This is a genomic window from Ruegeria sp. CJ6 (assembly GCF_056536665.1).
On the sequence record NZ_JBQFQB010000006.1, the window covers coordinates 16122 to 35091 of the forward strand.

Below are 18970 nucleotides of genomic sequence, written 5' to 3' on the forward strand. Positions count from 1 at the left end.
CCCGATGATCCGGGGGCCTCGGCGACAGTCGGGGCTCACTTGGATTGAACTAAACGGCGCCGCATGCGCCACATGAGAAAAGGGATGCCAAATGGCAGAACGTGAAAACCGTCGGGGCCGTGGCCGCGACCGTGAAGAAGCACCGGAATTTGCAGATCGTCTGGTCGCAATCAACCGTGTGTCGAAAACCGTAAAAGGTGGTAAGCGCTTTGGCTTCGCCGCTCTGGTGGTTGTCGGCGATCAGAAAGGCCGCGTCGGCTTTGGCAAAGGTAAAGCGAAAGAAGTACCTGAGGCCATCCGCAAGGCAACCGAACAAGCCAAGCGTCAGATGATCCGCGTGCAACTGCGCGAAGGTCGGACCCTGCACCACGACATCGAAGGCCGTCACGGCGCCGGTAAAGTGGTTATGCGCACCGCACCTGAAGGTACTGGTATCATCGCCGGTGGTCCGATGCGTGCCGTGTTCGAAATGCTGGGCGTGAAGGACGTTGTGTCCAAATCGCTGGGCTCTCAGAACCCGTACAACATGATCCGCGCCACCATCAACGGCCTGCAGAAAGAGCAGAGCCCGCGTTCGGTTGCCGCACGTCGTGGCAAAAAGGTTGCTGACATCCTGCCCAAGCGGGACGAAGCACCGGCTGCTGCTGAAGCAGAAGCATAAGGAGAGCGACCCATGGCAAAAACCATCGTCGTCAAGCAGATCGGCTCCCCGATCCGCCGCCCCGCCGAACAGCGCGCAACCCTGATCGGCCTGGGCCTGAACAAAATGAACAAAACCCGTGAGCTGGAAGACACTCCTTCGGTCCGCGGCATGGTCAACAAGATCCCGCATTTGGTTGAGATCATCGAAGAGCGCGGCTAAGCGTAACTTCTTTGCAAGATTTGAAACGCCTCCGATTTTCGGGGGCGTTTTTTTAGTTTACCAATCAGCTGGGTGCAATTCACGAACCGCTTTTTCGTTGCTGAAATTGTCGTGAGAACGGACTTCCAGAATATTATCCGAAAGAAAGCGCACAGGCGGTACCGGTAGGTTTTCTGGTGCCGGACCTGCCCGAACACGACCTGCTGAATCGTATCGCCCACCATGTGATGGGCAATTGATCCAGTAGGGATCGCCCCCCTCAAGGGCTGCATTGTAGGCATGGTGACAAGCCCGAGATGTGTGCAGATGGGGCGGTATACTAACCATTGGCCATTATCACCGAATGATCGGTTGGCATCCGTTGCAGGTGCATCTGCGCGCAGATTTGCGTTTCGTGCAAATTTATCCGGTAATTCGACTAGAGGCGTCGAGCGCGCCGCCTCAACCTCTTCTTGCGTTCTGTATCTGACAGTGACTGGACCGTCCCGAAACTTGATCAGTAAATTGTTGGCCAGGAGCCAGCCCGGTCAGATCGACCTTCGCTACCTCGACGGGCCGAGAGCGTCTATACCGTTCGCTCCACGTTTGTGGAGATGCAGCGCTGTAAGGCACGGTCAGACAGGTTGCACCGCCAAATATCAAGAATTCCCTGCGTATCATAATACATGCACCCTGATTTCAAACGATTATACCAATGTTCGGAACTGATTGGAGAAGAATTGCTACGGTTTTTTGTCATCGCATTCTAAAACGTGAATTCTGCAAGACCTACATAGAGTTGTGTTGTTTGAATAAGTCTGCAGGAGTTTGGCGCTGAGCTTATCTGGGTGTTTTAACATTCCTAAAACGCATACCGGCTAGACCAAAACACGCGTTGTTAGCGGTACCCAACACTCCTATCTGAGCGTTGTCCACAAAGGAACACATGGAAACGCCCGGGGAATACGCCTCGGTACAGAAAGGATTAGAAATATGACACATACAGCTACTCTGACACATGGCGGCTTCAATCTGCGGGGCCGTATCGCGGCCTTTGTTGAAGGCATGAAAGAAACCCGCGCGCGCGCGATCGAATACAACCGCACCTATTCCGAGCTTCAGCGCCTCAGCAATCGCGAGCTGGACGATATCGGTATTCGCCGGTGCGACATCGCTGATATCGCGCGTGAGCACGCGTACTGCTCGTAAGACACCTACCACTCACGAAGAAAGGGGCGCCGGACCGGCGCCTCTTTTGGTTTTGGCAGTTGTGATATAACAAACCTTGCAACCGAAGGCGCGACGCTGTAGAGCGCTCCGGTGGATTTCCGTCCACAAGAATCAAAATCAAGAAATGCCGTGTTTGGCCCATCACGCTTCGGGGGTCACATCCGGCTTAGGAGAAGCGAAATGAAACTGCACGAATTGCGCGACAATCCTGGCGCCGCACCAAAACGCACCCGCGTTGGCCGTGGTCCGGGTTCCGGCAAAGGTAAAATGGGTGGCCGTGGTATCAAAGGCCAGAAATCCCGTTCGGGTGTGGCCATCAATGGCTACGAAGGCGGCCAGATGCCGCTGTACCAGCGCCTGCCCAAGCGCGGCTTTAACAAGCCGAACCGCAAGGAATTCGCCGTTATCAATCTGGGCCTGATCCAGAAATTCGTCGACGCTGGCAAACTGGACGCCAAGGCTGCGATCACCGAGGATGCACTGGTTGCTTCCGGTCTGGTGCGCCGTAAACTGGACGGTATCCGGGTTCTGGCCAAAGGCGAAATCAGCGCCAAAGTGGAACTGGAAGTAACCGGAGCTTCGAAAGCTGCCGTTGAGGCAGTGGAAAAAGCGGGCGGTTCACTGAAAGTCACAAAAGCTGCTGCGGCAGAGTAAGCGCTTGTGAGCGGGCCAAGACCCGCTTACATAGACTTCAGAGTTTTCCAAGACGCCGTCCGAGCCGGAAAACGGTTCCGGGCGGCGTTTGCATAAGAGAGACCGATTTATGGTATCAGCAGCAGAACAAATGGCAGCCAACACAAGCTGGGCTGCTTTGGGCAAAGCCACCGATCTGCGCAACCGCATCCTGTTCACGCTGGGTTTGCTGATCGTCTATCGCCTGGGCACCTTTATCCCGGTGCCGGGGATCGACGGGCAAGCGCTGCGCGAGTTCATGGAGCAAGCGGGGCAGGGCATCGGCGGCATGGTTTCGATGTTCACCGGCGGGGCGCTGGGGCGGATGGGTATCTTTGCCCTCGGCATCATGCCCTACATCTCGGCCTCGATCATCGTGCAGCTGCTGACATCGATGGTTCCCGCGCTCGAACAGCTCAAGAAAGAGGGCGAGCAGGGCCGTAAGAAGATCAACCAGTACACCCGTTTCGGCACTGTGGCGCTGGCTACCGTTCAGGCTTATGGTCTGGCGGTTTCGCTGGAATCGGGCGATCTGGCGACCGATCCGGGCATGTTCTTCCGCATGTCGACCATGATCACTCTGGTCGGCGGCACCATGTTCCTGATGTGGCTGGGTGAGCAGATCACTGCGCGCGGCATCGGTAACGGCATCTCTCTGATCATCTTCGTCGGCATCATCGCCGAGGTTCCCGCAGCTCTGGCGCAGTTCTTCGCTTCGGGCCGCAGCGGTGCAATCAGCCCCGCCGTGATCGTGGGTGTGATCATCATGGTCATCGCCGTGATCACCTTTGTGGTGTTCATGGAGCGGGCCCTGCGCAAGATCCATATCCAATACCCGCGCCGTCAGGCTGGTATGAAAGTCTACGAAGGCGGCTCCAGCCACCTGCCGGTCAAAGTGAACCCGGCGGGTGTGATCCCTGCGATCTTTGCAAGCTCGCTGCTGTTGCTGCCGGTAACGATCTCAACCTTCTCGTCGGGCGCCACAAATGGCCCGGTGATGTCGTGGCTGCTGGCCAACTTCGGCCCCGGACAGCCGCTTTATCTGCTGTTCTTCGCTTCGATGATCGTGTTCTTCGCCTATTTCTACACGTTCAACGTGTCGTTCAAGCCGGACGATGTGGCGGACAACCTGAAAAAGCAGAACGGTTTTGTACCGGGTATCCGTCCGGGCAAGAAAACCTCTGAGTATCTGGAATACGTGGTCAACCGCGTGCTGGTGTTGGGTTCTGCCTATCTGGCGGCCGTTTGTCTGCTGCCTGAAATCCTGCGGGGCCAGTTTGCTATCCCGTTCTATTTCGGCGGCACCTCGGTTCTGATTATCGTCTCTGTGACCATGGACACGATCCAACAGGTCCAGAGCCACCTGCTGGCGCATCAATACGAAGGGCTGATTGAAAAGTCCCAGCTGCGCGGCAAAGGCAAGAAACGCGGCAGAAAGGGAGCTGCTCGTCGATGAACATCATTCTTCTCGGCCCCCCGGGGGCAGGCAAAGGAACGCAGGCGCGTCACCTGGTTGAAACCCGCGGTATGGTGCAACTCAGCACCGGAGACATGCTGCGCGAGGCGAAAACCTCGGGCACGGAAATGGGCCAGAAGGTTGCTGCGATCATGGACGCGGGCAAGCTGGTTACCGATGAGATCGTGATCGGCTTGATCGAAGAGAAACTGACCACCGAAAAAGGCGCCGGTTTCATCTTTGACGGCTTCCCCCGGACGCTGGCGCAGGCCGACGCGTTGTCGGCTTTGCTGACCAAGCTGGGACAGTCGCTGCATACGGTGATCGAGATGCGTGTGGACGATGACGCGCTGGTGGACCGGATCACGGCGCGGTCAACCTGCGGCGGGTGTGGTGAGGTCTATAACGACAACACCAAGCCGATCCCGGCGGATGGAAAATGCACCAATTGCGGCAAGGAAAATGACTTCGTCCGTCGCGCCGACGATAACGAAGACAGCCTGCGCACGCGGTTGATGGAATACTATAAAAAGACCTCTCCGCTGATTGGTTACTACTACGCCAAAGGCGATCTGCGTCCGGTGAACGGGCTGGCGGATATCAAGGAAGTTACGGCGTCGATTGAAGCTGTTTTGGGGTGATGCAGTCGACGACTGTTCCGGTTCCTGAAGATCTTGAAGAAGCATTCGAAAGATATGGAGAGCTTATAAAGGCGGAAAGCACTACGTTCAGGCAACGAACCTTGCCTGCTATTTGTGTGTTTACGGCTATCTTTATGTTTGGTCCGATACTCGGTTTCTTTCCACCGCTCAAATCGACAATATCGGTTGCCATCTTATTTTCTCTTCCATTCCTTGCTTTTAGATTTTTTGGAGGGAAACTCAGTGCAGAGCGTGAAGAGATACAGTGTAAATTTTCGGATCAAGGCCTCCGGATTTGCCACGATATGTCGCATCGGGTCGATGTGGTGAGGGAATGAAATTCCAACCTCTCTTTGTATGGCTTGACGATCCTCTTAAAAGTCTCTACGCACCCCCATCCCTAAAGGGAATCAAGATCGCATGCGGGATTCGTTCCAATTGCCCCGACCACCTCGAATAATACTGGACCCTCTGGCGTCACTGCCACGGTCAAGTGTTGTGAAAAAAGGTTCCGGAGTTACGGAACCGCAACAAAAAGGAAAGTGACACGTGGCACGTATTGCCGGCGTAAACATCCCGACTGCAAAGCGGGTACCAATCGCCCTCACATATATCACCGGTATCGGAAACACCTCGGCCAAGGCAATCTGCGAAGCCGTAGGCATTGAAGCGCACCGTCGCGTCAACGAACTGTCCGACGCCGAAGTTCTGGCCATCCGCGAGCACATCGATGCAAACTTCACCGTCGAAGGTGACCTGCGTCGTGAAGTTCAGATGAACGTCAAGCGCCTGATGGACCTGGGCTGCTATCGCGGTCTGCGTCACCGCCGCAACCTGCCGGTTCGCGGTCAGCGTACCCACACCAATGCTCGTACCCGCAAAGGCCCCGCAAAGGCCATTGCCGGTAAGAAGAAATAAGGGAGGGTCTGACTGATGGCACGTGACAAGACTCGCGTTAAGCGCAAAGAGCGTAAGAACATCGCATCGGGCGTTGCCCATGTGAACTCGACCTTCAACAACACCAAGATCCTGATCTCGGACGTACAGGGCAACGCCATCTCGTGGTCGTCTGCCGGTACCATGGGCTTCAAGGGATCGCGGAAATCGACCCCCTACGCCGCTCAGATGGCTGCAGAAGATGCAGGCAAAAAGGCGCAGGAACATGGCGTCAAGACGCTGGAAGTCGAAGTTCAGGGCCCCGGTTCGGGTCGTGAATCGGCTCTGCGTGCGCTGGCTGCAGTGGGCTTCAACATCACGTCGATCCGCGACGTGACCCCGATCGCTCACAACGGCTGCCGTCCGCCGAAGCGTCGTCGCGTCTAAGCGATTTTGAATTAGGCTGGGGCTGTGTTTTTGCACGGCCCCAGCACGTCATTTTGAACCTCGGGCGTCTGCACCTTGTTGGTCATGGGGCGCGGACAGGAATGGAGGGATTACATGATCCATAAGAATTGGGCAGAATTGATCAAGCCGACCCAGCTTGACGGCAAGCCGGGCAACGATCCCGCACGTCAGGCAACCCTGGTTGCAGAACCGCTGGAACGTGGCTTTGGTCTGACCCTGGGCAACGCGCTGCGCCGTGTTCTGATGAGCTCGCTGCAAGGCGCGGCCATCACCAGCGTTCAGATCGACAACGTCCTGCACGAGTTCAGCTCGGTTGCCGGTGTACGTGAAGACGTCACCGACATCATCCTGAATCTCAAAGGCGTGTCGCTGCGCATGGAAGTCGAAGGCCCCAAGCGCCTGTCGATCAATGCCAAAGGCCCCGCAGTAGTTACCGCTGGCGACATCAGCGAAAGCGCTGGCATCGAGGTTCTGAACCGTGATCACGTCATCTGCCACCTGGACGATGGCGCGGACCTGTTCATGGAACTGACCGTCAACACCGGCAAAGGTTACGTCTCGGCTGAGAAGAACAAGCCCGAAGACGCACCCATCGGCCTGATCCCGATCGACGCGATCTATTCGCCGGTCAAAAAGGTTGCCTATGACGTTCAGCCGACCCGTGAAGGTCAGGTTCTGGACTATGACAAGCTGACCCTGAAGATCGACACCGACGGTTCGATCACGCCGGAAGACGCGCTGGCATTTGCCGCACGCATCCTGCAGGATCAGCTGTCAATCTTCGTCAACTTCGACGAGCCGGAATCGGCTGGCCGCCAGGACGAGGACGATGGTCTGGAGTTCAACCCGCTGCTGCTGAAGAAAGTGGACGAGCTGGAACTGTCGGTCCGTTCGGCAAACTGCCTGAAGAACGACAACATCGTTTACATCGGCGATCTGATCCAGAAGACCGAAGCCGAGATGCTGCGCACTCCGAACTTCGGCCGCAAGTCGCTGAACGAGATCAAGGAAGTGCTATCCGGCATGGGTCTGCACCTCGGCATGGATGTCGAGGACTGGCCGCCCGACAACATCGAAGATCTGGCCAAGAAATTCGAAGACGCGTTCTAAGCGCGTCTTCACAAATGCCCGGGCTGCCGGGGACCATATGGGCACTTCCGCCCCAAGGAGAGCCGGTGACACGCATCGCCGGCCAGACAAAGCAAAACGCGAAAGAAGGAACTAGAAAATGCGTCACGCACGTGGTTATCGCCGCCTGAACCGTACTCATGAGCACCGCAAAGCTCTGTTTGCGAACATGGCTGGCTCGCTCATCGAGCATGAGCAAATCAAAACAACTCTGCCCAAGGCAAAAGAACTGCGCCCGATCGTTGAAAAACTGATCACTCTGGGCAAGCGCGGCGACCTGCACGCCCGCCGTCAGGCCGCAGCACAGCTGAAAGAAGACAAAGACGTCGCCAAGCTGTTCGAAGTTCTGGGCCCTCGTTACGCCGAGCGTCAGGGCGGTTATGTCCGTATCCTGAAAGCAGGCTTCCGCTATGGTGACATGGCCCCGATGGCGATCATCGAATTCGTTGACCGCGACATCGACGCCAAAGGCGCAGCTGACAAAGCTCGTGTTGCCGCCGAAGAGGCCGCAGACGAAGAATAAGCCTTGGCTATATCTGAGTTTCAGCCCCCGCGTCGCAGACGCGGGGGTTTTCTTTTGCTCCGTGTGAAAATCCAAGGCGATCTAAATTTAATTGCTTTCGGCTTTCAGAATACCATCCGCTGACGCTCCCGCGGACAAATTGGCGTCAGAGAAATCCTCTGTCTCTGGCAGTTCCAGATGAAGAGACGAAGTGTGATCGATTTCGATCTTTCCCCGGGTCAATGTGTAATCAAGTACGTGCCCACCGGTGGTCCGGTCGTCAGAGATGAAATGCAAGTGGTAACCCGGTACGCCGATCCCGACTGCGTAGTCAGGGCAGCGGAACCCGAGAATAGTTCCCTCCACGTTTTCCAATTCAAACTCGGCCTGCGTTTTGACCACTTCCAGCAAAGGTTTGTATGGCCGTTCCTGTTTCAACACGTTTCGATACCTAATGTGTTTGATCAATCCGGTGAAACGAACCGCGTAAAACAGGTTCTTTGCATCGGCGATGTCATCCAAACCCTCCTCGAAATCGGATTTGTTAACCGGAGAATCCAACGCAAGCGAAATCGTCGGTTCAAAGTCAATGACGGCTGCGTATGGTGTCAGCGCGCCGTTATCCGCAATTGTCGCTTTGCCTTCCCCATCCAGGCGATAAGCGACACCATCCAGCACCACCATTTCTCCGTCCAGGGCGTTGAAGGTACCGAGACCGAAATCTCCGTGTTCCAGCAGCTGACCGATGGAAACAGTCCCGTCATAGACGCCCTGCATGACGGCACTCAGTAGTGAGGCCTGGTAATACTCGTGGGCGTGCTCTTCCCGCACAAAGCTCTTATTTTGATGATGAGAGGCAAGGGCCGTTGCAAAGGTCAATTCCCGGTCTTTGTGCATGGTCGTTCCCTCTGATTGGATTCAGCGCCAAGTCCAACACATAGCACAATTCCCTGTGAAACTTTTTGCAACGCTTTGCGAAACCATAATGTTGAAGCTGGGTATTCGTGCGAATAGCTCAAAAGAAAGCGGTAGGTCCTCGGCATTGTCGAAGGCAGCGGGTTATGTCGCTTGCAATCTTTGCATCGGCCCCGCATATCCGGTTGGCGATATTGCCGGAGGGCCGATGATGCTAAGACTATTGTGTTCCCTGGTATTGCTGATGGGCGCAATACCGGCAGCCGCAGAGACGCAGGTACCAAAAAACCAGACCGAAATCAGCCTCGGGTTCGCCCCTGTCGTAAAGCAGGCTGCCCCGGCGGTTGTGAACATCTACGCCAAGATTGTGCGCGAAGGGCGGGCAAATCCGCTGTTTTCTGACCCGTTCTTTCAGGACTTCTTTGGCCGTGGATTTGGAACGCCACGCCCCCGTGTGCAGAATTCGCTCGGCTCTGGCGTGATCCTCACTGGTGATGGGTATGTGGTGTCAAACTACCACGTTGTGGGGATGGCATCGGAAATTCAGGTCGTGACTACCGACCGTCGTGAATTCACTGCCGAAGTCGTTCTGGGTGACAAAGAAAGCGACATTGCAATCTTGCGGCTGAATGAGGCAAGCGATCTGCCGTTCCTGCAGATGCGCGATTCCGATCAGGTCGAGGTCGGAGAATTGACGCTGGCGATCGGCAATCCGTTCGGCGTCGGCCAAACTGTTTCGTCAGGTATTATTTCAGGTCTGGCGCGCACCGGAACCGCAACCGGAAACGCAAGAGGGTACTTCATTCAAACCGATGCGGCGATCAACCCGGGCAATTCCGGTGGCGCACTGATCGACGTGAATGGTGATCTGATTGGTATCAATACTTCAATCCTGACCCGCTCGGGCGGGTCGAACGGTATCGGCTTTGCCATTCCGGCCAATTTGGTGGCCGAATTCCTGCGGCAGGCGCAGTCTGGCAACGAAAGCTTCGTAAGTCCTTGGGCAGGAATGGCCGGTCAGCACATGAGCGCAGATATTGCCGAGTCTCTGGGTATGGCCATCCCTCTCGGTGTGGTGATTTCTGACCTGCATGAACTGAGTCCGCTGGCAGAAGCGGGTCTGCGGGTCGGGGACGTTGTCACTCATGTCGACGGGGACGAGGTGAATTCTCCGGCCGAGATGAAATTTCGCATGGCTGTTGCCGGGGTGGGTGGAAAGTCGGTCCTGACTCGGCTGCGGGGCGAAGACCGCTCGGATATTGAAGTGGCGCTGATCAAACCGCCTGAAACGCCTGCGGCGGATGAGACTACGCTGGACGAGGATACGGTCATGCCAGGTCTGATCGTTTCGGGTGTAAATCCGGCGGTGATCGTAAAGCTTGGCTTGTCGCTGTCTCAGACCGGCGTCGTAGTGGTTGATCCGAACCGCTATGGCGGCCGCGCAGGATTGCGTGTGGGCGATGTCGTAAAAGGTATCAACGGAACCAGAACCGAGACACCGGAGGATATCGTTCAGGCCCTGACCGATCCAGGTCGCCGGGTACAGATGGAGGTTGAGCGGGGAAGCCGGTTAATCTCATTGCGGTTTCGGTTGTGATCCGTGAGTGATTTGTTCGATACCGGTTCTGCGGAACCAACCGCTTCGCCGCACAGGCCGCTTGCGGATCGCTTGCGCCCACAATCCCTGTCTGAGGTGATCGGGCAAGAGCAGGTTTTGGGGCCAGATGCGCCATTGGGGGTGATGCTCGCGTCAGGTAGTCTGTCCAGCCTGATCTTCTGGGGCCCGCCGGGTGTGGGAAAGACAACCATCGCCCGGTTGCTGGCGCAGGAGACCGATCTGCATTTCGTGCAGATCAGCGCGATTTTTACCGGTGTGCCGGATCTGAAGAAGGTATTTGAGGCTGCTAAAATCCGTCGTCAAAACGGGCAGGGCACCTTGTTATTTGTTGACGAAATCCATCGTTTCAATAAAGCGCAACAGGACGGGTTTCTGCCGCATATGGAGGACGGCACGATCCTCTTGGTTGGCGCGACGACCGAAAACCCTTCCTTCGAGTTGAACGCGGCGGTACTCAGCCGGTCTCAGGTGCTGGTTCTGGAACGCCTTAGCCTTGCTGATCTTGAGCGTTTGACACAACGCGCCGAGAAAGAGCTTGACCGCGCCTTGCCGCTAACGTCTGCCGCCCGCGAGGCGCTGCAGGAGATGGCGGATGGCGACGGTCGCGCACTACTGAACCTGATTGAACAGGTTGCTGCTTGGAAAGTGGACGCCGATCTGGACCCGGATGCATTGTCGACGCGCCTGATGCGGCGGGCCGCAAAATACGACAAATCGGGGGATGAGCATTATAATCTGATCTCAGCCCTGCACAAATCGGTGCGTGGATCGGACCCTGACGCGGCGCTGTATTGGTTTGCGCGGATGCTGACCGGCGGCGAGGACCCGCGCTATCTGGCGCGGAGGATCACGCGGATGGCGGTTGAAGATATCGGTTTGGCCGATCCTCAGGCGCAATCGATCTGCCTGCACAGTTGGGAAACCTATGAACGGCTGGGCTCGCCCGAGGGCGAGTTGGCACTGGCGCAGGCGTTGGTGTATCTGGCTCTCGCTCCGAAATCGAACGGGGCCTATGTGGGGTATAAGGCGGCGATGCGGCTGGCCAAGCAATCGGGCAGTGAACCGCCACCCAAACATATCCTGAACGCTCCGACATCGCTGATGAAGGATCAGGGATATGGTGCAGGGTATGCCTATGACCACGATGCCGAAGATGGGTTCTCGGGTCAGAACTATTTCCCGGATGATATGAAGCGCCCGGTTCTCTATCAGCCGGTAGAGCGTGGTTTTGAGCGCGAGCTGAAAAAACGGCTGGAATACTTCGCCAAGCTGAGAACGCAACGCAATCAGGGCTAGACTTGACTCTGCACCCGATGCGCGCGACAGACGCGCATGATTTCTAAGGCACTGAAACAAGCACAATCCGGGCGGATCAGCCGTGCGGAACAAGGGGCAATGGCATGAGCGGCGTACAGGTGATCACCGTAGCAGAGGGCGATGGCGACCAGAGGCTGGATCGTTGGCTGCGCCGCCTGTTTCCTCATGTCAGCCAGGGCCGGATCGAGAAGATGTGCCGCAAGGGTGAATTGCGCGTAGATGGCAGTCGGGTCAAAGCTTCGACGCGGCTAGAGGTCGGGCAGTCCGTGCGCGTGCCGCCGCTGCCAGACGCCGACCATAAGCCCGCTGTCGTAAAGCATCGTGTTTCGGACGCTGACGCAAAGATGATCCAGTCTTGCGTGATTTATAAAGACGATCACGTGCTGGCGCTGAACAAGCCGCATGGTCTGCCGGTTCAAGGTGGCAGTGGTCAGACCCGCCATGTGGATAGCCTGTCTGAGGCATTGCGCTTTGGGTATGACGAGAACCCGCGCCTTGTGCATCGGCTGGACAAAGACACCTCGGGCGTACTGCTGTTGGCCCGCACGCGCGAGGCTGCCAAGGGGCTGACCGCTGCGTTCCGGCATCGTAACACCCAAAAGATCTATTGGGCGCTGGTAGCTGGTGTTCCAACTCCGTACCTGGGCGAAATCAAGACCGGGCTGGTCAAGGCACCGGGGCATGGTAAGCATGGCGAAGGCGAGAAGATGATCGCTGTTCATCCGAGCGAGGTGAACGATACGCCCGGCGCGAAACGCGCGCATACGCTCTATGCAACGCTCTATCGCGTTGCAGGGCGGGCAGCCTGGGTCGCGATGGAGCCGGTGACGGGGCGGACCCATCAGCTGCGCGCACATATGGCGGCGATCGGCCACCCGATCATTGGCGATGGGAAATATGGCGGCTCGGGGCAGGAAAACCTCGGCGATGGCTGGGGCGCGCAGTTGGGAGGTATCATCAGCAAAAAGCTGCACCTCCACGCCCGCAGCCTGTCCTTTGAACACCCGATGACCCGCAAACCTATCTCGCTTAAGGCGCCTTTACCGGATCATATGAAACACAGCTGGGATACGCTGGGCTGGACCGAAGACCTCGCTGCAGATGATCCGTTTGAGGAGTTGCGATGAACGCTCCATTGCGGCTGGTCCTGTTTGATGTGGATGGCACTCTGGTCGATAGTCAGGGTGCCATTGTTTCGGCAATGACCGCCTGTTTTCAGGCGCAGTCACTGCCGGTCCCGGATCGTGACGCCATCCTGTCCATCGTCGGTTTATCTCTGCCCCATGCAATGGCGCGTCTGGCAGCAGATCAGTCCGAACGGATACAAAGCGCATTGGTTGACGGATATAAGCAGGCCTATCACGCGCAAAGGTTGGAGCAGGGCGCCGCAAGCTCGCCGCTTTATCCCGGTGCGCGCCAAGTGATTGAGGCTCTTCACGCTCAGCCCGAGGTTCTTTTGGGAGTGGCCACAGGCAAATCTCAGCGCGGGCTTGATGCGCTGCTTGAAGGGCATGGGTTGCAGCAGCATTTTATTACTCGTCAGGTTGCAGATCACCACCCGTCCAAGCCGCACCCGTCGATGATAGAAACAGCTTTGGCTGAAACGGGCGTGCCGGCTGCGCAAGCCGTCATGGTGGGCGACACCAGCTTTGACATGGATATGGCCGCAGCCGCGCAAGTTGCCGGGATCGGTGTCAGCTGGGGTTATCACGATCGTCGGGTACTGACGACCGCAACACATGTGATCGAAACATTCGAAGAATTGCCAGGCGCACTGGCCAAGATCTGGGGCTAAAGAGATGAGCGACTGGAAACCCAAACGCTTCTGGACGACAAGCACGGTCGTTGAGACCGACGGGGGCTATACGGTTGAACTGGATGGTCGGCGGGTCAAAACGCCCGCCAAGGCTGCGCTGGACCTGCCCACGCGACCTATGGCCGAGGCCGTTGCCCGGGAATGGGATGCACAGGAAAAGGAAATTGATCCGACCACGATGCCATTCACCCGTTCGGCCAATGCGGCGATCGACAAGGTGCGGCACCAGCATGGTGAGGTTGCCGATATGCTGGCCGATTACGGCGACTCGGATCTGTTGTGTTATCGGGCGACCCATCCCGAAACGTTGCAGCAGCGGCAGTCCGAGGCCTGGGATCCTGCATTGGATTGGGCTGCGGACGTGCTGGGCGCGCGGTTGATCCCGCGTGCAGGGGTGGTGCATCAACCGCAAGCTGCCGAGGTGCTGCACGGCCTGCGTGACCGGGTGCATGGACTGAATGCGTTCCAGCTGGCGGCGTTTCATGACCTCGTCAGCCTGTCGGGATCATTGATTCTTGGTTTCGCGGCAGCCCAGAATTGGCGCAAACCGGACGAGATATGGCGCATTTCTCGACTGGACGAGCTTTGGCAGATCGAACAATGGGGCCACGACGATGAGGCACATGCCGCCGCCGAAGTGAAACGGGCCGCCTTTCTGCACGCAAAGCAGTTCTTTGACCTCTCGTTCTGAGACGGATTCTCGTCAAATCGTGAATTTGTGTCCGATTCTGGCAGAAAAGACCTATCGTTTTCCCTGATCCAGCCCTTGACGTTTGTTGATGAATACGCCCAAACTCGGGCCACTAAAGGGGAGACACCTTTTGGGTAACCTTTCTGGCGCCTATGCGCCGGATCGAACCGTTCCATTCAGGGATGGAAAATCAGGAAGAGGTAAAAATGAAAAAATCCGTAATTTTGGGCGTGGCAACCATTGCCGGCCTGGCTGCTGGCGCAGCTGCAGCGGGTACCGTTGACGACGTGAAAGCCCGCGGCAAGCTGAACTGCGGCGTCGCAACCGGCGTACCCGGCTTTGCCAGCCCCGATGCCAATGGTGAGTGGCAGGGTTTTGACGTGGCCGTATGCCGCGCGGTAGCCGCCGCCGTTCTGGACGACCCAAGCGCCGTTGAGTTCATCCCGACCACCGGTAAAACACGTTTCACCGCGCTGGCTTCGGGCGAGATTGACATGCTGGCCCGTAACACCACGTGGACCTTCAGCCGCGACGTCGACCTGAAGTTCGAATTCGTCGGCATCAACTACTACGATGGTCAGGGCTTCATGGTTCCCAAGGCACTGGGCGTCAGCTCGGCCAAGGAACTGGACGGTGCAACCGTTTGCATCCAGACCGGCACCACAACTGAGCTTAACCTGGCGGATTTCTTCCGCATCAACAACATGAGCTACGAGCCGGTTCCGATCGAAACCAACGCCGAAGCGCAGCAGCAGTATCTGGCTGGTGCCTGTGACGTTTACACCACCGACGCATCGGGTCTGGCTGCTACGCGCGCCACCTTTGAAAACGCAGGCGACCACGTGATCCTGCCCGAAATCATCTCGAAAGAGCCGCTGGGCCCGCTGGTCCGTCACGGCGATCACGAGTGGGGCGATGTGGTCCGCTGGACCCTGAACGCACTGATCGCAGCGGAAGAGCTGGGTGTAACCTCGGCGAACATCGACGAGATGTCCAGCGGTGCCACCGACAACCCAGAGGTAAACCGCCTGTTGGGTACCGAAGGTACGCTGGGTGAGATGCTGGGTCTGGACGCGAACTGGGCACAGCGCGCGATCAAAGTCGGCGGTAACTACGGCGAAGTGTTTGCCAAGAACATCGGTGAGGAAACCCCGATCGGTCTGGCACGCGGCCTGAACGCACAGTGGACCGATGGTGGCCTGCTGTACGCACCGCCTTTCCGCTAAGATCCACGGAAAAGGGCGCGGGGGAACCCGCGCCCTTTTTCCTTCCATAAGAAACACGCCCGGAACGATCTGAGCAGAGGCAAACTCTGCCAACATCCGGGATGCACGGGGATATACATAGGTCATGACGACACTCACTGACCCGCCGAAGGAGCACTTCCGGCTGTCCATGCTCCTTTATGATACGCGGTACCGATCTGCGACCATTCAGGTCATAGCGATGATCGGTTTCATGCTTCTGGCAGCCTGGATTATCAACAACACCATTCAGAACCTTGAAACGCTGGGCAGAACAGTCGGGTTCGACTTTTTTGCCGAACCGGCCAGCTATGACATCAACCAACGCCTGCTGGAATACGACTCGCGCGATACCCATCTGCGCGCAGCGTTTATAGGCCTGCTAAACACTCTGGTTGTTGCAGTTCTGGGCTGTATCACAGCAACGATCATCGGTGTCATGGTCGGTGTTTTGCGCCTGTCGAATAACTGGCTGATCGCGCGGATCATGACAGTCTATGTCGAGATGTTCCGTAACGTTCCAGTGCTGCTTTGGATCGTGTTCGCCATGGCGATCCTGATTGAAAGCCTGCCAGCACCGCGCGCCTTCCGAGGTGAAAACCCAGAAGCCACGATGGATCTTTTTGGCACGGTCGCGGTCACAAATCGCGGGGTCTATATCCCCGAGTTTCTGTTCTCGCGCGGATTGGGCGATATCCACCTTTTCGGTACATCAAGCCTGCGCTTTGATGTTTCGCTTGACCTGATCGCCTTCCTGATCGTGTTTGGCGGCAGCATCTTTGCGATGCGTAAGGTTTCGGCCTGGGCCAATTCAACGCAAGAAAAGACCGGCGATCGCCCGACCATCTGGCACATCCAACTGGGCCTTTTGTTCGTGCCATCAGCCATCCTGCTGGGCGTTCTGGGTTTTCACCTGGGCTACCCTGAGCTGAAAGGCTTCAACTTCAGCGGCGGTACCCACCTTCGTAACTCGCTGATTGCCTTGTGGCTGGCCCTGTCGCTGTACACTGCGGCATTCATCGCCGAGATCGTGCGCGCCGGTATTCTGGCCATTTCCAAGGGTCAGACCGAGGCCGCATCCGCACTGGGCCTGCGCCCGGGCCGGACCATGCGTCTGGTGATCTTGCCGCAGGCGTTGCGGGTGATCATCCCGCCAATGATCTCGAACTATCTGAACCTGACCAAGAACTCGTCACTGGCGATCGCGGTCGGATATATGGACATCACGGGTACGCTGGGTGGCATCACAATGAACCAGACCGGTCGCGAGCTGGAATGCGTTCTGCTGCTGATGCTGGTCTACCTGTCCATCTCGCTGAGCATTTCGGCGGTGATGAACTGGTACAACAACCGTGTCAAACTGGTGGAGCGGTAATATGAGTGATGTTTCATTTGTCCGCACGGAAATGTTGCCGGAACAGGCACCACCCGCCTCCGAGGTCGGTGTACTGGGCTGGATCAAGCATAACCTGTTTTCAAGCTGGCTGAACGCGATCCTGACGATCGTCTCGTTGGTCTTCATCTACTATGTGCTCTCCAACATCCTGTCCTGGACGTTCGAATCCGTTTGGAACGCCAATTCCCTGTCGGAATGTCGTGAGATCATGATGGCTACGTGGGGCGATACGCATGGTCATGCCTGCTGGGGTGTGATCAAGGATCGTTGGCTACAGCTGCTATATGGGTTCTATCCGCCGTATCCGGCGCATCCGGATGCCACATGGTCGAATCCGCCTGAAACAGGGGCATGGCCGGCCTATTTCCGTCCGAACCTGACCTTCATCCTGTTGTTGGTTGCTATTGCGCCGGTGTTGTTCTCCAAGGTGCCGCGTAAGCTGTTGATTGTAACGGCGGCTTATCCGTTCCTGCTGCCTTGGCTGATGTGGGGTGGCTCGATCTGGGGGCCGCTCATGGTCGCCGCCGGATTTGCCATCGGGTATTTCGCGTACAAGTTTGCGCTTCCGGTTGCCGGGTCTCTTGCCGCGATTATCCTTGCGATTGCGCTGCCCATACTATGGTGGCTGTTTGCTGCCGGTTCCGTGGCTGACGCAATCAATGCAATCATTCCGATCGGTATCGCGCCGGTGGAAAGCCGCGACTTTGGTGGCTTTATGCTAGCGATCCTGTTGGGTGTCGTGGCCATTGGTGTTTCGCTGCCTATCGGTATCGTGCTGGCGCTGGGTCGTCAGTCCGATCTGATGATCGTCAAATACCTGTGCGTGGGCTTTATCGAGTTCATTCGGGGCGTGCCGCTGATTACCCTGCTGTTTGTGGCATCGCTGTTGCTGAACCTGTTCCTGCCGCCGGGCACTAATTTTGACATCATCCTGCGGGTGATGATCATGATGACTCTGTTCTCGGCCGCCTATATGGCCGAGGTGATCCGGGGTGGTCTGGCTGCCCTGCCGCGTGGTCAGTACGAAGGCGCAGACAGTCTGGGCCTGAACTACTGGCAGGCGCAGCGGCTGATCATCATGCCACAGGCGCTGAAAATCTCGATCCCGGGCATCGTGAGCACGTTCATCGGTATCTTCAAGGATACGACTTTGGTCTCGATCATCGGTCTGTTCGACGTGATTGGCCTGACCAACGGCATCCGCGCCGATACCGCCTGGAACGGCGTCTACTGGGAACTGTTTGCCTTTATCGGCGTTCTGTTCTTCGTGGTTTGCTTCTCCATGTCCCGTTATTCCATGTACCTGGAGCGCAAGCTTCAGACTGGCCACCGTTAAGGAGTTCAACACATGTCTGAACTTGCAATTGAACGCGAAATCGACCGCTCCAAAATGCAGGTGAGCGACGAAATCGCCATCGAAATCACCAACATGAACAAGTGGTACGGGGCCTTCCACGTGCTGCGCGATATCAATCTGACCGTCAATCAGGGCGAGCGGATCGTGATCGCGGGGCCGTCGGGGTCGGGCAAGTCTACCCTGATCCGCTGCCTGAACGCGCTAGAGGAACACCAGCAGGGCACGATCATTGTGGATGGGACCGAGTTGTCGAATGACCTGAAAAACATCGACAAAATCCGGTCCGAGGTTGGCATGGTGTTCCAGCACTTCAACCTGTTCCCGCACCTGACCATTCTGGAAAACTGCACGCTGGCCCCGATCTGGGTGCGCAAGACGCCCAAGAAAGAGGCCGAAGAGCGCGCGATGCATTTCCTGGAAAAGGTGAAGATCCCTGAGCAGGCCGACAAGTATCCCGGTCAGCTATCGGGTGGTCAGCAGCAGCGTGTGGCGATTGCCCGCTCGCTGTGCATGATGCCGCGGATCATGTTGTTCGATGAACCTACATCGGCGCTGGACCCTGAGATGATCAAAGAGGTGCTCGACACCATGATCGAACTGGCCGAGGAAGGCATGACCATGCTGTGTGTGACCCACGAGATGGGCTTTGCCCGCCAGGTCGCCAACCGCGTGATCTTTATGGATGCCGGTCAGATTGTGGAGCAGAACGAACCGGAAGAGTTCTTCAACAACCCGCAGAGCGAACGGACCAAGTTGTTCCTCAGCCAGATTCTGGGGCACTAAATTCGGATCAGAAAACTAA

Annotated in this window: 22 protein-coding genes; 20 read left to right on the forward strand and 2 right to left on the reverse strand. The window is 57.0% G+C overall.

Annotation, left to right across the window (positions count from 1 at the left end; translation table 11 throughout):
* The first annotated feature begins 91 nt into the window (after positions 1-91).
* Both rpsE and rpmD read left to right on the forward strand, forming a co-directional pair.
* On the forward strand, positions 92-661 hold the full coding sequence (gene rpsE, locus ACR0BT_RS16800; RefSeq protein ID WP_155148691.1) for a 30S ribosomal protein S5: 570 nt from the start codon (positions 92-94) through the stop codon (positions 659-661).
* A gap of 12 nt (positions 662-673) precedes the next feature.
* A complete protein-coding gene (rpmD, locus tag ACR0BT_RS16805; RefSeq protein ID WP_170402795.1) occupies positions 674-862 on the forward strand; it encodes a 50S ribosomal protein L30 in 189 nt (62 codons plus the stop codon).
* A gap of 57 nt (positions 863-919) precedes the next feature.
* Here rpmD and ACR0BT_RS16810 read toward each other — a convergent pair whose 3' ends face one another.
* On the reverse strand, positions 920-1189 hold the full coding sequence (locus ACR0BT_RS16810) for a Rieske 2Fe-2S domain-containing protein (RefSeq protein ID WP_480763627.1): 270 nt from the start codon (positions 1187-1189) through the stop codon (positions 920-922).
* A 645-nt stretch (positions 1190-1834) separates the two neighbouring features.
* Between ACR0BT_RS16810 and ACR0BT_RS16815 the strand changes: the two genes are divergently transcribed.
* From ACR0BT_RS16815 to rplQ, 9 genes are all read left to right on the forward strand, one after another.
* Positions 1835-2050 carry a DUF1127 domain-containing protein gene (locus ACR0BT_RS16815; protein WP_480763628.1) on the forward strand — a complete coding sequence of 72 codons (216 nt, stop codon included), beginning with the start codon at positions 1835-1837 and terminating at the stop codon, positions 2048-2050.
* Positions 2051-2251: 201 nt separating this feature from the next.
* On the forward strand, positions 2252-2725 hold the full coding sequence (rplO, locus tag ACR0BT_RS16820) for a 50S ribosomal protein L15 (RefSeq protein ID WP_480763629.1): 474 nt from the start codon (positions 2252-2254) through the stop codon (positions 2723-2725).
* Between the two features lie 109 nt (positions 2726-2834).
* A complete protein-coding gene (gene secY, locus ACR0BT_RS16825) occupies positions 2835-4199 on the forward strand; it encodes a preprotein translocase subunit SecY (protein ID WP_480763630.1) in 1365 nt (454 codons plus the stop codon).
* Entirely contained in the window at positions 4196-4840 is a 645-nt protein-coding gene (locus ACR0BT_RS16830; protein ID WP_170424551.1) for an adenylate kinase, read from the forward strand. The genes secY and ACR0BT_RS16830 overlap by 4 nt, the downstream gene beginning before the upstream one ends.
* A complete protein-coding gene (locus ACR0BT_RS16835; protein WP_223117090.1) occupies positions 4840-5178 on the forward strand; it encodes a hypothetical protein in 339 nt (112 codons plus the stop codon). Before ACR0BT_RS16830 ends, ACR0BT_RS16835 begins: the two co-directional genes overlap by 1 nt.
* A 211-nt stretch (positions 5179-5389) precedes the next feature.
* Positions 5390-5758 (forward strand): 30S ribosomal protein S13, encoded by a 369-nt coding sequence (rpsM, locus tag ACR0BT_RS16840; protein ID WP_008757392.1) that lies wholly within the window; start codon positions 5390-5392, stop codon positions 5756-5758.
* A gap of 15 nt (positions 5759-5773) precedes the next feature.
* Positions 5774-6163: a 30S ribosomal protein S11 gene (gene rpsK / locus ACR0BT_RS16845; protein WP_008757289.1), complete on the forward strand. Its 390-nt coding sequence runs from the start codon at positions 5774-5776 to the stop codon at positions 6161-6163.
* A gap of 114 nt (positions 6164-6277) precedes the next feature.
* Positions 6278-7294: a DNA-directed RNA polymerase subunit alpha gene (locus tag ACR0BT_RS16850; RefSeq protein ID WP_010437127.1), complete on the forward strand. Its 1017-nt coding sequence runs from the start codon at positions 6278-6280 to the stop codon at positions 7292-7294.
* A 118-nt stretch (positions 7295-7412) separates the two neighbouring features.
* Positions 7413-7835: a 50S ribosomal protein L17 gene (rplQ, locus tag ACR0BT_RS16855; RefSeq protein ID WP_170392888.1), complete on the forward strand. Its 423-nt coding sequence runs from the start codon at positions 7413-7415 to the stop codon at positions 7833-7835.
* Positions 7836-7922: 87 nt separating this feature from the next.
* Here rplQ and budA read toward each other — a convergent pair whose 3' ends face one another.
* Positions 7923-8711, reverse strand: coding sequence for an acetolactate decarboxylase (gene budA / locus ACR0BT_RS16860; RefSeq protein WP_480763631.1), 789 nt, complete (start codon positions 8709-8711; stop codon positions 7923-7925).
* Positions 8712-8940: 229 nt separating this feature from the next.
* Here budA and ACR0BT_RS16865 point away from each other — a divergent pair, with 229 nt between their 5' ends.
* The 9 genes from ACR0BT_RS16865 (at position 8941) to ACR0BT_RS16905 (ending at position 18951) form a co-directional block, all read left to right on the forward strand.
* A complete protein-coding gene (locus ACR0BT_RS16865; RefSeq protein ID WP_480763756.1) occupies positions 8941-10326 on the forward strand; it encodes a trypsin-like peptidase domain-containing protein in 1386 nt (461 codons plus the stop codon).
* A gap of 3 nt (positions 10327-10329) precedes the next feature.
* Positions 10330-11643: a replication-associated recombination protein A gene (locus ACR0BT_RS16870; RefSeq protein ID WP_170392886.1), complete on the forward strand. Its 1314-nt coding sequence runs from the start codon at positions 10330-10332 to the stop codon at positions 11641-11643.
* Between the two features lie 104 nt (positions 11644-11747).
* Entirely contained in the window at positions 11748-12791 is a 1044-nt protein-coding gene (locus ACR0BT_RS16875) for an RluA family pseudouridine synthase (protein WP_480763632.1), read from the forward strand.
* Positions 12788-13459 (forward strand): HAD-IA family hydrolase, encoded by a 672-nt coding sequence (locus ACR0BT_RS16880; protein WP_480763633.1) that lies wholly within the window; start codon positions 12788-12790, stop codon positions 13457-13459. The genes ACR0BT_RS16875 and ACR0BT_RS16880 overlap by 4 nt, the downstream gene beginning before the upstream one ends.
* Before the next feature lie 4 nt (positions 13460-13463).
* A complete protein-coding gene (locus ACR0BT_RS16885) occupies positions 13464-14171 on the forward strand; it encodes an ATP12 family protein (RefSeq protein ID WP_170567416.1) in 708 nt (235 codons plus the stop codon).
* Positions 14172-14377: 206 nt separating this feature from the next.
* Positions 14378-15397 (forward strand): amino acid ABC transporter substrate-binding protein, encoded by a 1020-nt coding sequence (locus tag ACR0BT_RS16890; protein ID WP_170392882.1) that lies wholly within the window; start codon positions 14378-14380, stop codon positions 15395-15397.
* A 124-nt stretch (positions 15398-15521) separates the two neighbouring features.
* The gene (locus ACR0BT_RS16895) at positions 15522-16790 is read left to right on the forward strand and encodes an ABC transporter permease subunit (protein WP_170392881.1); all 1269 of its coding nucleotides are present in this window, start codon (positions 15522-15524) and stop codon (positions 16788-16790) included.
* Between the two features lies 1 nt (position 16791).
* The gene (locus tag ACR0BT_RS16900) at positions 16792-18147 is read left to right on the forward strand and encodes an amino acid ABC transporter permease (RefSeq protein WP_480763634.1); all 1356 of its coding nucleotides are present in this window, start codon (positions 16792-16794) and stop codon (positions 18145-18147) included.
* 12 nt (positions 18148-18159) lie between these two features.
* On the forward strand, positions 18160-18951 hold the full coding sequence (locus ACR0BT_RS16905; RefSeq protein ID WP_304621965.1) for an amino acid ABC transporter ATP-binding protein: 792 nt from the start codon (positions 18160-18162) through the stop codon (positions 18949-18951).
* Positions 18952-18970: the final 19 nt, after the last annotated feature.

What these genes read in the sequence shown, in the direction of transcription:
- rpsE (WP_155148691.1), top strand. Translation starts at nt 92, where the DNA reads ATGGCAGAACGTGAAAACCGTCGGGGCCGTGGCCGCGACCGTGAAGAA.
- rpmD (WP_170402795.1), top strand. Translation starts at nt 674, where the DNA reads ATGGCAAAAACCATCGTCGTCAAGCAGATCGGCTCCCCGATCCGCCGC.
- ACR0BT_RS16810 (WP_480763627.1), bottom strand. Translation starts at nt 1,189, where the DNA reads ATGGTTAGTATACCGCCCCATCTGCACACATCTCGGGCTTGTCACCAT.
- ACR0BT_RS16815 (WP_480763628.1), top strand. Translation starts at nt 1,835, where the DNA reads ATGACACATACAGCTACTCTGACACATGGCGGCTTCAATCTGCGGGGC.
- rplO (WP_480763629.1), top strand. Translation starts at nt 2,252, where the DNA reads ATGAAACTGCACGAATTGCGCGACAATCCTGGCGCCGCACCAAAACGC.
- secY (WP_480763630.1), top strand. Translation starts at nt 2,835, where the DNA reads ATGGTATCAGCAGCAGAACAAATGGCAGCCAACACAAGCTGGGCTGCT.
- ACR0BT_RS16830 (WP_170424551.1), top strand. Translation starts at nt 4,196, where the DNA reads ATGAACATCATTCTTCTCGGCCCCCCGGGGGCAGGCAAAGGAACGCAG.
- ACR0BT_RS16835 (WP_223117090.1), top strand. Translation starts at nt 4,840, where the DNA reads ATGCAGTCGACGACTGTTCCGGTTCCTGAAGATCTTGAAGAAGCATTC.
- rpsK (WP_008757289.1), top strand. Translation starts at nt 5,774, where the DNA reads ATGGCACGTGACAAGACTCGCGTTAAGCGCAAAGAGCGTAAGAACATC.
- ACR0BT_RS16850 (WP_010437127.1), top strand. Translation starts at nt 6,278, where the DNA reads ATGATCCATAAGAATTGGGCAGAATTGATCAAGCCGACCCAGCTTGAC.
- rplQ (WP_170392888.1), top strand. Translation starts at nt 7,413, where the DNA reads ATGCGTCACGCACGTGGTTATCGCCGCCTGAACCGTACTCATGAGCAC.
- budA (WP_480763631.1), bottom strand. Translation starts at nt 8,711, where the DNA reads ATGCACAAAGACCGGGAATTGACCTTTGCAACGGCCCTTGCCTCTCAT.
- ACR0BT_RS16865 (WP_480763756.1), top strand. Translation starts at nt 8,941, where the DNA reads ATGCTAAGACTATTGTGTTCCCTGGTATTGCTGATGGGCGCAATACCG.
- ACR0BT_RS16875 (WP_480763632.1), top strand. Translation starts at nt 11,748, where the DNA reads ATGAGCGGCGTACAGGTGATCACCGTAGCAGAGGGCGATGGCGACCAG.
- ACR0BT_RS16880 (WP_480763633.1), top strand. Translation starts at nt 12,788, where the DNA reads ATGAACGCTCCATTGCGGCTGGTCCTGTTTGATGTGGATGGCACTCTG.
- ACR0BT_RS16885 (WP_170567416.1), top strand. Translation starts at nt 13,464, where the DNA reads ATGAGCGACTGGAAACCCAAACGCTTCTGGACGACAAGCACGGTCGTT.
- ACR0BT_RS16890 (WP_170392882.1), top strand. Translation starts at nt 14,378, where the DNA reads ATGAAAAAATCCGTAATTTTGGGCGTGGCAACCATTGCCGGCCTGGCT.
- ACR0BT_RS16895 (WP_170392881.1), top strand. Translation starts at nt 15,522, where the DNA reads ATGACGACACTCACTGACCCGCCGAAGGAGCACTTCCGGCTGTCCATG.
- ACR0BT_RS16900 (WP_480763634.1), top strand. Translation starts at nt 16,792, where the DNA reads ATGAGTGATGTTTCATTTGTCCGCACGGAAATGTTGCCGGAACAGGCA.
- ACR0BT_RS16905 (WP_304621965.1), top strand. Translation starts at nt 18,160, where the DNA reads ATGTCTGAACTTGCAATTGAACGCGAAATCGACCGCTCCAAAATGCAG.